General features: G+C 67.3%; 13 protein-coding genes. All 13 read left to right on the top strand.

Features of this window, described 5'->3' with window-relative positions; genetic code table 11:
* Positions 1-2: 2 nt before the first annotated feature.
* Positions 3-1,088, top strand: a complete 1,086-nt coding sequence (locus DKG74_RS13425; RefSeq protein ID WP_109906624.1) for a carbon-phosphorus lyase complex subunit — start codon at positions 3-5, stop codon at positions 1,086-1,088.
* Positions 1,085-1,942, top strand: coding sequence for an alpha-D-ribose 1-methylphosphonate 5-phosphate C-P-lyase PhnJ (locus tag DKG74_RS13420; RefSeq protein ID WP_109906622.1), 858 nt, complete (start codon positions 1,085-1,087; stop codon positions 1,940-1,942). The genes DKG74_RS13425 and DKG74_RS13420 overlap by 4 nt, the downstream gene beginning before the upstream one ends.
* Positions 1,926-2,708: a phosphonate C-P lyase system protein PhnK gene (phnK, locus tag DKG74_RS13415; protein ID WP_109906620.1), complete on the top strand. Its 783-nt coding sequence runs from the start codon at positions 1,926-1,928 to the stop codon at positions 2,706-2,708. Before DKG74_RS13420 ends, phnK begins: the two co-directional genes overlap by 17 nt.
* 1 nt (position 2,709) lies before the next feature.
* Positions 2,710-3,402 (top strand): phosphonate C-P lyase system protein PhnL, encoded by a 693-nt coding sequence (phnL, locus tag DKG74_RS13410; protein WP_109906618.1) that lies wholly within the window; start codon positions 2,710-2,712, stop codon positions 3,400-3,402.
* Positions 3,399-4,535, top strand: a complete 1,137-nt coding sequence (locus DKG74_RS13405; protein WP_109906616.1) for an alpha-D-ribose 1-methylphosphonate 5-triphosphate diphosphatase — start codon at positions 3,399-3,401, stop codon at positions 4,533-4,535. The genes phnL and DKG74_RS13405 overlap by 4 nt, the downstream gene beginning before the upstream one ends.
* A 2-nt stretch (positions 4,536-4,537) precedes the next feature.
* The gene (locus DKG74_RS13400) at positions 4,538-5,230 is read left to right on the top strand and encodes a DUF1045 domain-containing protein (protein ID WP_133251590.1); all 693 of its coding nucleotides are present in this window, start codon (positions 4,538-4,540) and stop codon (positions 5,228-5,230) included.
* Between the two features lie 86 nt (positions 5,231-5,316).
* Positions 5,317-6,282 (top strand): alpha/beta hydrolase, encoded by a 966-nt coding sequence (locus tag DKG74_RS13395; protein ID WP_109906612.1) that lies wholly within the window; start codon positions 5,317-5,319, stop codon positions 6,280-6,282.
* 84 nt (positions 6,283-6,366) lie between these two features.
* The gene (gene ubiM / locus DKG74_RS13390) at positions 6,367-7,539 is read left to right on the top strand and encodes a 5-demethoxyubiquinol-8 5-hydroxylase UbiM (protein ID WP_109906610.1); all 1,173 of its coding nucleotides are present in this window, start codon (positions 6,367-6,369) and stop codon (positions 7,537-7,539) included.
* 152 nt (positions 7,540-7,691) lie between these two features.
* Positions 7,692-8,609, top strand: coding sequence for a DMT family transporter (locus DKG74_RS13385; protein ID WP_109906608.1), 918 nt, complete (start codon positions 7,692-7,694; stop codon positions 8,607-8,609).
* 80 nt (positions 8,610-8,689) lie between these two features.
* A complete protein-coding gene (gene phnC, locus DKG74_RS13380; RefSeq protein WP_109906606.1) occupies positions 8,690-9,541 on the top strand; it encodes a phosphonate ABC transporter ATP-binding protein in 852 nt (283 codons plus the stop codon).
* A 27-nt stretch (positions 9,542-9,568) separates the two neighbouring features.
* On the top strand, positions 9,569-10,570 hold the full coding sequence (phnD, locus tag DKG74_RS13375; RefSeq protein WP_109906604.1) for a phosphonate ABC transporter substrate-binding protein: 1,002 nt from the start codon (positions 9,569-9,571) through the stop codon (positions 10,568-10,570).
* A gap of 71 nt (positions 10,571-10,641) precedes the next feature.
* Positions 10,642-11,469, top strand: coding sequence for a phosphonate ABC transporter, permease protein PhnE (phnE, locus tag DKG74_RS13370; RefSeq protein WP_243404130.1), 828 nt, complete (start codon positions 10,642-10,644; stop codon positions 11,467-11,469).
* Between the two features lie 111 nt (positions 11,470-11,580).
* Positions 11,581-13,149 carry a fatty acyl-CoA synthetase gene (locus DKG74_RS13365; protein WP_109906602.1) on the top strand — a complete coding sequence of 523 codons (1,569 nt, stop codon included), beginning with the start codon at positions 11,581-11,583 and terminating at the stop codon, positions 13,147-13,149.
* Positions 13,150-13,187 lie beyond the last annotated feature (38 nt).

Below are 13,187 nucleotides of genomic sequence, written 5' to 3'. Positions count from 1 at the left end.
CCATGTATGTCGCGGTAAAGGGCGGCGAAGCGGCGATCGACGCCGCCCGCGCCTGGCTGGCGGAAGAGCGGCGGGGCGATCCCGCGGTGCCCGAACTCACCCTCGACCAGATCCGGGAACAGCTCGGCCTCGCGGTCGACCGGGTGATGGCGGAGGCTTCGCTCCACGATCCCGATCTCGCCGCCCTCGCGCTGAAGCAGGCGCAGGGCGATGTGATCGAGGCGGTGTTCCTGTTGCGCGCCTATCGCACCACCTTGCCCCGCTTCGCCGGCAGCCTGCCGGTCGACACGGCCGACATGGCGGTGGAGCGGCGGATCTCGGCGACCTTCAAGGATCTGCCCGGCGGCCAGATCCTCGGCCCCACCTATGATTACACCCACCGCCTGCTCGATTTCGCGCTGGCGGCGGAAGGCGGCGCGGTGCCGGTGGCACCACAGGCGACGCCGGGCGAGGGGGCGATGCCGAGGGTGCTGGAACTGCTGGTCGGCGAGGGCCTGATGGAACGGGAAGTGCCGCCCGAGGACGAGAGCGGCCCGGTCCCCGACCTGACGCGGGAGCCGCTGAGCTTTCCCGCCGGCCGCCCGCTTCGCCTGCAATCCATGGCGCGGGGCGACGAAGGCTTCCTGCTCTCCCTCGGTTACTCCACCCAGCGGGGTTACGGTCGCAACCACCCCTTCGCCGGTGAAATCCGCCAGGGCGAGGTTTCGGTCGAGGTCGAGGTGCCGGAGCTGGGCTTTGCCGTCGACATCGGCGACATCGTGCTGACCGAATGCCAGAGCGTGAACCAGTTCAAGGGCGATGCCACCCGTCCCGCGCAGTTCACGCGCGGCTATGGCCTTGTGTTTGGCCGGGGCGAGCGGAAGGCGATGGCCATGGCTCTGGTCGACCGGGCGCTGCGGGCGGAAGAACTGGGCGAGGCGGTGCAGGGCCCGGCGCAGGACGAGGAATTCGTCCTCTCCCATGCCGACAATGTCGAGGCCTCGGGCTTCGTGCAGCATCTGAAACTGCCGCATTACGTCGACTTCCAGGCGGAATTGCAGCTCGTCCGGGCGCTGCGGGCCAAGGCCCTGAAGGAGGCGGCGGAATGAGCGAAGACAGCGGTTACAATTTCGCCTATCTCGACGAACAGACCAAGCGGATGATCCGCCGTGCCCTCTTGAAGGCCGTGGCGGTGCCCGGCTATCAGGTGCCCTTCGCCTCGCGCGAGATGCCCTTGCCCTATGGCTGGGGCACCGGCGGCATCCAGGTGACGGCGGCCGTGCTCGGTCCTGACGACACGCTGAAGGTCATCGACCAGGGCGCGGACGATACCACCAATGCCGTCTCCATCCGCCGCTTCTTCGCCAAGACGGCGGGCGTCGCCACGACGACGCGGACGGAGGAGGCGAGCGTGATCCAGACCCGCCACCGCATCCCCGAAACACCCCTGAGCGAAAAGCAGATCCTCGTCTATCAGGTGCCGATCCCGGAGCCTTTGCGCTGGCTCGAGCCGAGGGAGGCGGAGACCCGCGCCCTTCACGCCCTAGGCGATTACGGCGTGATGCAGGTCGAGCTTTACGAGGACATCGCCATCCACGGCAAGATCAAGCGCGCCTACGACTACCCGGTCGAGGTCGCGGGCCGTTACCTGACCAGCCCGAGCCCGATCCCCAAGTTCGACAATCCGAAACTGTCGGACTGTCCGGCGCTGCAATTGTTCGGCGCGGGGCGGGAAAAGCGCATCTATGCCATTCCGCCCTATACGCCCGTGCGCAGCCTCGATTTCGAGGATCATCCCTTCGCCGTCGATCATCCGGGGCACCCCTGCGCCATCTGCGGCGACACGGAGAGTTTCCTCGACGAAATCGTGACCGACGACGCGGGCGGCCGCATCTTCGTCTGCTCCGACACCGATCATTGCCGCGCGCGGCAGGAAGGGCTGGCCCATGACGATGCCGCCTGATGCCATCCTCTCGGCCCGCGACCTGCGCTTCGATTACGGCAACGGTCAGGGCGTGCGGGGTGTCTCTTTCGACCTCTGGCCCGGCGACGTGCTCGGCATCGTCGGCGAATCCGGCTCGGGCAAGACCACCTTGCTGAAGCTCCTGGGCGGGCTGCTGGCGCCGTCGGGTGGCAGCCTGTCCTATCGCGACGCGTCGGGCGAGCTGCTCGACCTTCTTGCCCTGCCGGAGGCGCGGCGGCGTCATCTGGCGCGCACCGAACTCGGCTTCGTGCATCAGAACCCGCGCGACGGTCTGCGTCTCGCGGTCACGGCGGGCGGCAATGTCGGGGAGCGGCTGATGGCGACCGGCGGCCGGCATTACGGCCGTATCCGGCAAAGCGCCCTCGACTGGCTGACCCGGGTCGAGATCGACGGCGCGCGCATCGACGACCGGCCGACGCAATTTTCCGGCGGGATGCAGCAGCGCCTGCAGATCGCGCGTAATCTGGTCTCCGGCCCCCGCCTCGTGCTGATGGACGAACCAACCGGCGGCCTCGATGTCTCGGTGCAGGCGCGGCTGCTCGACCTTCTGCGCTCCCTCGTCGCCGACCTTGGACTGTCGGTCGTCATCGTCACCCACGACCTTGGCGTCGCGCGGCTGCTGGCCGATAGGCTGATGGTCATGCAGGGCGGCCGGGTGATCGAGGAAGGCCTGACCGATCAGGTGCTGGACGACCCGCGCGAGCCCTATACCCAGCTTCTCGTTTCCTCCGTCCTGGCGGCCTGAGATGGCGATGCAACCGATCCTGTCCCTTCGCGGCGTCCACAAGCATTTCATCCAGCACCTGCGCGGCGGGCTTCGGCTCGACGTGCTCGCCGGGGTCGACCTCGATCTTCATCCCGGCGAATGCGTGGTGCTGGATGGGCCTTCGGGCGTCGGCAAATCCAGCCTGATCAAGGCGGTCTATGGCACTTACCGCGTCGATGGCGGGCATATTGTCGTCGCCGGCACCGATATCGCGGTGGCCGGCCCCCGGGCGATCATGGCCCTGCGCCGGACCACCATCGGCCATGTCAGCCAGTTCCTGCGGGTGGTGCCCCGGGTCGCCGCGCTCGACATCGTGGCGGAGCCGGCGCGGGCGCGGGGCGATACGCCCGAGGTCGCGCGGGGCAAGGCCGCCGATCTGCTGCGCCGCCTGAACCTGCCGGAAAAACTCTGGTCACTGCCGCCCGCGACCTTTTCGGGCGGGGAGCAGCAGCGGGTGAACATCGCGCGGGGCTTCGTCGTCGACTGGCCGCTCCTGCTGCTCGACGAGCCGACGGCGTCGCTCGACGCGGAAAACGCCGCCGTGGTTGCGCAATTGATCGACGAGGCCAAGGATCGGGGCACGGCGATTCTCGCCATCTGTCACGACGGCGTCCTGCGGGCGCGGATCGCGACCCGTTTGTTGCCGATGAAGCGTGTGGAGCAGGCGGCATGAGTGAAGAGACCATCCTGACCAATGCGCGGGTCGTCACCGCCGATGCGGTGCTCGACGGCGCGACCCTCGTGCTGCGAGACGGGCGCATCGCCGCGGTGGAGGAGGGGATATCGGGCCTTTCCGCCGCCCTCGACATGGAGGGCGACTATCTGCTGCCCGGCCTCGTGGACCTGCACACGGACAACCTCGAGAAACACATGATGCCCCGGGTGCGCGTGCCCTGGCCGGCGGAAGCGGCGATCGTCGCCCACGACCGGCAGGTGCTGGCGGCCGGCATCACCACCGTGCTCGACAGTCTCGCCGTCGGCGACGTCTGGCCGGACGGGGAGCGGGTGAAGACCTTCGGCCTCGCGGTCGACGCCTGGCGTCAGGGCCGGGACAGCGGCATGTTCAAGGCGCGCCACGCCCTGCACCTGCGCTGCGAGATCGGCCACGAACAGGTGGTCGAGCTGTTCCGCGGCCTCGCCGACGATCCGGACCTGCTGCTCGCCTCGGTCATGGACCATACGCCCGGGCAGCGCCAGTTCCTCGACGGCTCGAAATACCGCCAGCAATATCCCCAGCTGAGCGACGCCGAATTCGAGGCCTATGTCGACAAGCGCCGGTCCTTGCGCGATGCCGTCGGCCCGGCCCATCGCGCGGAAATCATCGAAATGAGCAAGGCGCGGGGCATTCCGGTCGCCAGCCACGACGACCGCACGCCGGACGAGGTGGCGGAGGCGCTGGCCGAGGGCATCACCCTCGCCGAATTCCCGACCAGCATCGAGGCGGCGCGGGCCGCCCACGGTCAGGGCATGAGCGTGATCGCCGGGGCGCCCAATCTGGTGCGCGGCGGCTCCCACTCCGGCAATGTCTCGGTGGCGGAACTGGCGGCGAGTGGCGTGCTCGACATCATGGCGTCGGACTATGTGCCGTCGTCGATGCTGATCGGCGCCTTCATCCTGCACGATGCCCATGGCTTTTCCCTGCCGGCGGCGATCAGCACGGTCAGCGCCCATCCGGCGGCGGCCATCGGCTTTCACGACGTCGGCCGGCTGGAGGCGGGCCTGCGCGCCGACGTGCTGCGGGTGCGGCGCCACGGCGCCATGCCGGTCGTGGACATGGTCTGGCGCGACGGCAAGCGGGTGATGTGATCGTGGCTTATCGTTACGCGCTCTATTGGGCGCCGCCCGTGGCCAGTCCCTTGCACCGGCTGGGCAGCCAGTGGCTGGGCCGCGACGCCGAGACCGGCGCACCCGCCGCCCAGCCGCTGCTGCCGCCGATCACGCCGGAGCGTTTCGCCGAGATCACGGCGGAGCCGCGTGGTTACGGCTTTCACGCCACCCTGAAGCCGCCAATGCGTCTGCGCGATGGCATCTCGCCCGACGACTTCATCGAAGCCGCGCGCGGCATTGTCGCCGGCATAAAGACTTTTGCCGCGCCGCCCCTGAAGGTCGGGCGGATCGGCGGTTTCCTCGCCCTGGTGCCGGCGGGTGACATGGCACCCTGGCGGGCGCTGGCCGATCCGCTGGTCGCGGGGCTGGACGAGTTCCGCGCCCCGCCCACGGCGGCCGAGATCGAGAAGCGGAAGAAACATCCCCTGAGCCCGGCGCAGGACGCGCTGCTCGCCCGCTGGGGCTATCCTTACGTTTTCGACGAATGGCGCTTCCACATGACCTTGTCGGCCAATCTGACCTCGCCGGAGCGGGAGCGGGTGGAGGTCGCGGCGCTCGGCCATTTCGCCCCCATCGAGGGCCGGCCGGTCACGGTCGGGCAAGCCTGTGTCTTCGTGCAGGATTCTCCGGGCGCCCCCTTCACCGTGCGGGCGCGCCTGCCCCTCGCGGCCTGAGGCTTGCGGGCGCCGCGCCCGCTTGCCACTATGCTGCAGCATAAATGCAATAAGCATGGGCTGTCGGGTATTGGGGGAGAGCGGGCATGGCATCGGTCGAGGGCCGTTCGGGAGCACTGGTCGTCACGGTCGCGGGCGATGGGCCGCGCAGGATCAGCCTGCGCGCCCGCCTGCTGCGCGCCTTCCTGCGCCGTACCTTCAAGAACCGCATCCGTTTCGACATTCCGGTGCAGGTGGTGCGGGCCCAGGTCGAGAAACTGTCCCGCCGCCTGCCGCCGCCACCCGATGATGTGAAGGTGATCGACGTCGATGCCGGCGGCGTGCCCGGCCACTGGATCGAGCCGGCGAACGCGACCGAAGGGCGCCATATCCTCTATCTGCATGGCGGCGGCTATGTCATGTGCTCGCCGAAGACCCATCTCGGCTTCACCTGGCGCATCGCCCGGGCGGCGGCGGCGCGGATGCTGGTCATCGACTATCGCCTCGCCCCCGAATTCGCCTTTCCAGCCCAGATCGACGATTCCCTGACCGGCTACCGCTTCATGCTCGACAGCGGTATTCCGCCCCAGAAGATCGCGATCATGGGCGATTCGGCGGGCGGCGGCCTGACCTTCGGCCTCCTGATGCGGATCAAGGCGCTTGGCCTGCCCATGCCGGGCGCGGCGGTCGGCCTGTCGCCCTATCTCGACCTGACCGTGACCGGCGAGAGCCATTACATGCACGCCAAGTCGGATCCTATGATCCCGCTGCCGGGTGTCATCTACGGCAGCCTGACCTATCTTCAGGGCGCCGATCCGAAGCACCCCGAAGCCTCGCCCATCTTCGGCGAGGCTTCGGGCCTGCCGCCGACCCTGATCCATGTCGGCTCGGACGAGGTGCTTCTGTCGGATTCGACGCGCATGGTCGCCAACCTGCGGGCGGCGGGCGTTCCCGTCGAAATCGACGTCTGGCACCGGATGCCCCATGTCTGGCACGCCTTTGCCCGCTACATCCCGGAAGGCCGCGCCGCCATCGACAAGATCGGTCACTTCCTGCGACAGACGATACGCTGATCGCGGGGTGCGGCACGCCGTAGCCTTTTCAGGGCCGCAAGGGCGTAGTATGCCGCAGGGCACAGCAGGATTTCGAGGCACGCCATGGATGCTGATATCGCCATCGTCGGGGCCGGGCCGGCCGGCCTGAGCTTCGCCCGCGCGCTGGCGGGCAGCGGCCTGTCGGTCACCCTGATCGAGCAGCAGCCCCGCGCCGCCCTGGCCGATCCCGGCTTCGACGGGCGGGAGATCGCGCTCACCCATGCTTCGCGCAAGATCATGGAAGACCTCGGCCTGTGGTCGCGTATCGCCGAAGCCGACGTCTCGCCGCTGCGCGACGCGCGGGTGATGGACGGGCCCTCGCTCTTCGCCATGCAGATCAAGGCCGCGGCGGCGGGGCACGATGCCCTCGGCTATCTCGTGCCCAATCACCTGATCCGCAAGGCGGCCTTCTCGTCGTTGATGGACGCGGGCGAGGCGCGCCTGATCGCCGAGACCAAAGTGACCGGGATCGAGCGGGACGGGCAGGGCGTCCAACTCGCCCTGTCGTCGGGCGAGACCCTGTCGGCCCGGCTGATCGTCTGCGCCGACAGCCGCTGGTCCGAGACCCGGCGGATGCTGGGCATCGGCGCCGCGACCAAGGATTTCGGCCGTTCCATGATGGTCTGCCGCATGGAGCACGAGGTCGATCACGATCATGTCGCCTGGGAATGGTTCGGCTATGGCCAAACCCTGGCCATGCTGCCGCTGAACGGCCTTCGCGCGTCCGCCGTGCTGACCCTGCCGCAGGGCGAGATGCAGGCGGTGATGGCGCTCGAGGGGGAGGCCTTCAACGCCGAGATGACCCGGCGTTTCGATGGCCGGCTGGGCGCCATGAAGCTGGTCAGCACGCGCCATGTCTATCCGCTGGTCGGGGTCTTCGCCGATCGCTTCGCCGGGCCGCGCTGCGCCCTCGTCGGCGATGCGGCCGTGGGGATGCACCCGGTCACCGCCCATGGCTTCAATTTCGGCCTGCAATCGCAGGAGCGGCTGGCCGGCCGCCTGATCCAGGCCGTCCGCATCGGCCGCGACATCGCCGATCCGGGCCTGCTGGCCGATTACGACCGGGCCCATCGCACGGCGACCTTCCCGCTCTATCAGGCGACCAATCTGATCGCCTCGCTCTATACCGACGAGCGGGTGCCCGCCCGCCTGCTGCGCAAGGCCGCGCTCCATTTCGCCAACCGCATGGTGCCGGTGAAGAAGGCCATCGCCGCCCATCTAACCCAGGCGGTCTGAGCCCTTCCGGGTAAAGATGCCGGCGAAGGCCGGAGACTCGTGACGGACAGGCGCGCTGTCGAAGCCGACGCAGGGCGGCCATGCGCCGCCGCCGATTGCGCGGCGGCGGGGGCTTCTTCACTGTGGCGCCGGCGACGTGAAGACCGAGAACAATGACCCTGGCGCCCCCCTCGACCCCAACCCTGAAGGCACAGGCCGATGCCCGCGATTCCATCGCCGGCATCCTGTGGATGGCTTTTGCCGTCTTCGTCTTCGTCGGCATGGACGCCATGGCCAAGTGGCAGTCGGAAACCTATCCGATCGTGCAGATCATCTTCTTCCGGGCGGTTTTCGGCACGCTGGTGCTGCTGCCCTTCCTCTTGCGCGGCAAGGGCATCGTCGCCCAGCTGAAGACGAAGCGGCCCGGCCTGCATCTGCTGCGCAGCATGATCGGCTGCCTCTCGCTCTTCGCCTTCTTCATGTCCTACCGTTATCTGGCGCTGGCCGATGCCATCGCCATCTCCTTCGTCTCTCCGCTGTTCATGACCGCGCTGTCGGTGCCTTTCCTGCGCGAGCAGGTCGGCTGGCGGCGCTGGTGCGCCATCGGGGTCGGCTTTCTCGGCGTTCTCGTCATCGTCCGGCCGGGCGGGGGGCTGTTCACCGTCTATGCCCTGCTGCCGGTACTCGGCGCCTTCACCTATGCGCTGGTCGGCGTGACCATCCGCCTGCTGTCGCGGACCGAGTCCACGGTCACCATCGTCTTCTACTTCGGTGTCTTTTCCAGCCTCGTCGCCGGGGCGGCGCTGCCCTTCTTCTGGGTAACGCCGGTCTCGGCCCTCGACTGGGCGGGGCAGATCGGCATCGGCCTCATCGGCGGCATCGCCCAGCTCGCCATGACCAATGCCTTCAGGCTGGCGCCGGTCTCGGTCGCCTCGCCGTTTGAATACACCGGCATCGTCTGGGCGGCGCTGGTCGGCTATTTCGCCTGGGGCGATCTGCCGGCGGCCTCGACCTGGGGCGGGGCGCTGCTCGTCATCGGCAGCGGTCTTTACATCCTGCACCGACAGACGTTGCTCGCCCGCGGGCGCTGACACAGAAGCTTCACCGAAACGCAAACTCCGGGTCATCCCGCGCTGCTATCGACAGCCCTGTCAGAGTGACGGGGTAGAGTATGACAGCGGCGATCGAGGTACGGGGCCTGACGAAAACTTTCGGCGGCGGGCGCAAGGCGCTCGACGGCGTCGATCTCGTCGTCGCGCCGGGCGAGATGGTCGCGCTGATCGGTGCCTCCGGCTCGGGCAAATCCACCCTGATGCGCCATATCGGCGGCCTCGTCGCCGGTGACCGCCATGCGACGGCCAGCGGCACGATCACGGTGAACGGTCACGCCGTGCAGGCGAGCGGCCGCATGGCCCGCGACATCCGCACCATCCGGGGCGGCATCGGCTTCGTGTTCCAGCAATTCGGTCTCGTCAACCGCATGAGCGTGCTGACCAACACGCTGGTCGGCGCCCTCGGCCGCCTGCCGCAGTGGCGCACCCTGCTGCGCTGGTTTCCGCGCCACGATGTCGATCTTGCCTTTTCGGCGCTGGCCCGGGTCGGCGTCGCCGACTGGGCGTTCGAGCGGGCAGGGGACCTGTCCGGTGGCCAGCAGCAGCGCGTCGCCATCGCCCGCGCCCTCGTGCAGAAGGCGCCCGTCCTGATGGCGGACGAGCCCATCGCCTCGCTCGATCCCGCCTCGTCGCGCAACGTCATGGAAATCCTGCAGCGGATCAATGCCGAGGATCGGATCACCGTCCTCGTCACCCTGCATCAAGTCGATTACGCGGTGAAATATTGCCCGCGCACGGTCGCCCTGCGGAAGGGGCGGGTCGTTTACGACGGCCCCTCCGCCGCGCTCACGCCCCAGCTCCTGTCCGAGCTTTATGCCGGCGACAAGGAAGCGGTCGCCGCGCTCTGGGGCACCTCGCTCGAAGAAGACGCCGACAGCCTCGAGGCCAAGCTCGCGGCTGGACTGTCGTAACCTCCCCCAACCACAAGGAAGCGGGACATGTTCAAGAAGACCATCGCCGCCATTGCCATGCTGGGCGCCGCGCTCGGCGTGACGGCCAAGGCGAATGCGGCCGAGACGCTGAATTTCGGCATCATCTCGACCGAATCCTCGACCAACCTGAAGACCGTCTGGGACCCGTTCCTGGCCGACATGGCGAAGCAGACCGGCTATGATGTGAAGCCCTTCTTCGCCTCCGACTACGCCGGCATCATCGAGGCGATGCGCTTCAAGCAGGTCGACATCGCCTGGTACGGCAACAAGTCGGCCATGGAAGCGGTCGACCGCGCCAATGGCGAGATCTTCGTGCAGACCGTCGCCGCCGACGGCTCGGCCGGCTATTACGCCCATCTGATCGTCCCGACCGACAGCCCGCTGAACAGCCTTGAAGATCTGCTGAAGCATGGCGGCAAGGATCTGATTTTCGGCAACGGCGATCCGAACTCGACCTCGGGCTTCCTGGTGCCGGGCTATTACGTCTTCGCCCTGAACAACATCGACCCCAAGACCTACTTCAAGCAGGTCCTGAACGCCGGTCACGAGGCCAACGCCCTCGCGGTCGCCAACCATCAGGTCGACGTCGCCACCAACAACAGCGAGAACCTCGCCCGTCTGAAGGTGACGAAGCCGGAAGCCCTGGACAAGATCAAGGTCATCTGGTCCTCGCCGATCATCCCGTCCGACCCGATCGTCTGGCGCAAGGATCTGTCGGATGACGACAAGTCCAAGCTGAAGGCCTTCTTCCTCGGCTATGGTACGGAACGCGCCGGCTTCACCGCCGAGCAGGTCGCCGCCGAAAAGGCCATCCTGGCCGGTCTGCAGTGGTCGAACTTCAAGCCCTCCAACGACGATCAGCTGATCCCGATCCGCCAGCTCGACCTCTTCAAGAAGAAGAGCAAGATCATGGCCGACGAAGCCCTGAGCGCCGACGAGAAGGCGAAGCAGGTCGCCGAGATCGACGAGAAGCTGAAGGCGCTCGAAGCCAAGGCCAAGACCAACTGATCACGCACCCGGGGGCGGTGCCGGTTCACGCCGGCACCGCCCTTTTTCATGTCGAGGGACCGGCCATGTCCATGAGCACCAGCACACATCTGTCGCCCGAGATGGCGGTCCGCGCCCAGATCGAGTCGCGCAAGCGTCTTTATGCCATGGCGGGCTGGCTGGCCTTGATCGGGCTCCTCGTCCTGTCCTACGGCGGCGCCGGGGTCGATTTCGGCAAGCTGTGGAACAATCGCGACAATATCGCGACCCTGGCCTGGGACTTCGTGCCCGCGCATTTCCTGACTTTCGTCGAGCGGGCGGAATGGAGCTTCTACATCGGCGCGATGTGGGAAACCGTCCAGATCGCCATCTGGGGCACCTTCCTCGCCGTCGTCTGCGCCGTGCCCTTCGGCCTCATGTGCTCGACCAATGTCGCGCCCTGGTGGATCGTGCAGCCGACGCGGCGGGTCATGGATGCGCTGCGCGCCATCAACGAGATCGTTTTCGCCCTGCTGTTCGTGGTCGCGGTCGGCCTCGGCCCCTTCGCCGGCACGCTGGCGCTGTTCCTGCACACGACCGGTATCCTGGCCAAACTGTTTTCCGAGGCGGTCGAGGCGATCGACCACCGTCCGGTCGAAGGCATAAGGGCGACCGGGGCGACCAGCCTCGAGGAAATCGTCTATGGCATCGTGCCCCAGGTGATGCCGCTCTGGGTTTCCTACGCGCTCTATCGCTTCGAATCCAACGTGCGCTCGGCTGCCGTGCTCGGCATCGTCGGTGCCGGCGGCATCGGCATGGTGCTCTATGAGGAGCTGCGCTCCTTCAACTATCCGACCGCGTCCGTGATCATGGTGATCATCATCGTCGCGGTCTCGCTGCTCGACATGCTGTCGGCGCGGCTGCGGAAATTCGCCAGCTGACCCCCCCCTCGTTGACAGCTGTAGGCGAGGCACCCTAGCCTCCTCGACGAGAGCGTCCCCCGCCCGTATCCCCGGCGTGAAGAGAGGGCGACCGAAGTCGAGGAGGCGTTCATGAGTGGCATCCTGCATTCCCAGGCCATCGGTGACCTGTTGCGGCGGAGCGCGCGGCGCACGCCGGCCAAGACCGCCATCGTTTATGGCGACTTGCGCCAGAGTTTCGCCGAACTGGACGCGGTGGTGAACCGGACGGCCAATGCCATCGCGGCCAAGGGCATCGTGCGGGGCGACCGGGTGGCCATCCTGTCCCACAACAACCACGGCTTCGTCGTCGCCTATCTGGCGCTGGCCCGGCTCGGCGCGATTTCGGTGCCGGTCAATTTCATGCTGAATGCGGACGAGGTCGGTTACATCTTCGGTCACGCCGGCATCGTCGGGGTGATCGCCGAGGATGCGCTGGCCCCCGTCGCGGCGCAGGCCCTCGTCATCGCCGATCTTGTCGAACGGCAGCGCCTGCGCGTCTTCATTCCCGAGAAGGGCACGGCGCCGCCCGCCGGCTGGCAGCCCGTCGGTGACCTGATGGCCCATGACGACGGGCGCGCGCCCGAGATCGTGGTCGGCGACGACGATGCCATCCAGATGCTTTACACCTCGGGCACGGAATCGAGGCCCAAGGGCGCGGTGATGACCAGCCGCAACCTGATCGCCCAATACATGAGCTGCATCGTCGATGGCGAGATGGCGCCGGACGATGTCGAAATCCACGCCCTGCCGCTGTTCCATTGCGCCCAGCTGCACTGCTTCCTCACCGTCGATCTCTATGTCGGCGCGACCTCGATCGTGCTGCCGGCGCCCGATCCCGCCACCATCCTCGGCCTCATTGAGAGCGAGCGGGTGACCAAATTCTTCGCCCCGCCCACGGTCTGGATCGCCCTGCTGCGCCATCACGACTTCGACCGGCGCGACCTCTCGTCCCTGCGCAAGGGCTATTACGGCGCCTCGATCATGCCGGTCGAGGTGATCAAGGAGCTGGGCCGCCGCCTGCCGCAGGTCCGGCTGTTCAATTTCTACGGCCAGACCGAGATGTCGCCGATGGCGACCCTGCTGCGGCCCGAGGACCAGTTCCGCAAGCTCGGCTCCGCCGGCAAGGCGTCGATCAATGTCGAGACCCTGGTGGTCGACGATGACGACCGGCCAGTTCCCGTGGGCGAGGTGGGCGAGATCGTCCACCGCGGCCCCCATGTCATGAAGGAATATTGGCAGGACCCGGCCAAGACGGCGGAGAGTTTCCGTAACGGCTGGTTCCATTCCGGCGATCTCGGCCGGCTGGACGAGGAGGGCTACCTCTATGTCGTCGACCGCAAGAAGGACATGATCAAGACCGGCGGCGAGAATGTCGCCAGCCGCGAGGTCGAGGAGACGATCTATCAGCACCCCGCGGTCTCGGAGGTCGCGGTCTTCGGCGTGCCCCATCCGCGCTGGATCGAGGCGGTCGTGGCCGCCGTGGTGCCGCGCGCCGGGCAGAGCGTCAGCGCCGACGATCTGGCCGTGTTCTGCCGCGAGCGCCTCGCCGGCTACAAGACGCCGAAAACCTTCGTCGTCGTCGAGCAATTGCCCAAGAATGCCTCGGGGAAAATCCTGAAGCGCAATCTACGCATAATGTACGAAGAAATATCGGAATAACGGTATTATACCGTATAGACTTGCATAATTCCTGTGAT

Source organism: Zavarzinia aquatilis (assembly GCF_003173035.1).
Taxonomy (GTDB): domain Bacteria; phylum Pseudomonadota; class Alphaproteobacteria; order Zavarziniales; family Zavarziniaceae; genus Zavarzinia; species Zavarzinia aquatilis.
The sequence above is the reverse complement of the archived record's forward strand: the minus strand, read 5'-3'. Positions and strand labels throughout refer to the sequence as shown.

Coding starts and splice junctions, on each gene's coding strand:
- DKG74_RS13395 (WP_109906612.1), top strand. CDS start 5,317: ATGGCATCGGTCGAGGGCCGTTCGGGAGCACTGGTCGTCACGGTCGCG.
- phnC (WP_109906606.1), top strand. CDS start 8,690: ATGACAGCGGCGATCGAGGTACGGGGCCTGACGAAAACTTTCGGCGGC.
- DKG74_RS13405 (WP_109906616.1), top strand. CDS start 3,399: ATGAGTGAAGAGACCATCCTGACCAATGCGCGGGTCGTCACCGCCGAT.
- DKG74_RS13420 (WP_109906622.1), top strand. CDS start 1,085: ATGAGCGAAGACAGCGGTTACAATTTCGCCTATCTCGACGAACAGACC.
- phnD (WP_109906604.1), top strand. CDS start 9,569: ATGTTCAAGAAGACCATCGCCGCCATTGCCATGCTGGGCGCCGCGCTC.
- DKG74_RS13385 (WP_109906608.1), top strand. CDS start 7,692: ATGACCCTGGCGCCCCCCTCGACCCCAACCCTGAAGGCACAGGCCGAT.
- phnL (WP_109906618.1), top strand. CDS start 2,710: ATGGCGATGCAACCGATCCTGTCCCTTCGCGGCGTCCACAAGCATTTC.
- DKG74_RS13365 (WP_109906602.1), top strand. CDS start 11,581: ATGAGTGGCATCCTGCATTCCCAGGCCATCGGTGACCTGTTGCGGCGG.
- phnE (WP_243404130.1), top strand. CDS start 10,642: ATGAGCACCAGCACACATCTGTCGCCCGAGATGGCGGTCCGCGCCCAG.
- phnK (WP_109906620.1), top strand. CDS start 1,926: ATGACGATGCCGCCTGATGCCATCCTCTCGGCCCGCGACCTGCGCTTC.
- DKG74_RS13425 (WP_109906624.1), top strand. CDS start 3: ATGTATGTCGCGGTAAAGGGCGGCGAAGCGGCGATCGACGCCGCCCGC.
- ubiM (WP_109906610.1), top strand. CDS start 6,367: ATGGATGCTGATATCGCCATCGTCGGGGCCGGGCCGGCCGGCCTGAGC.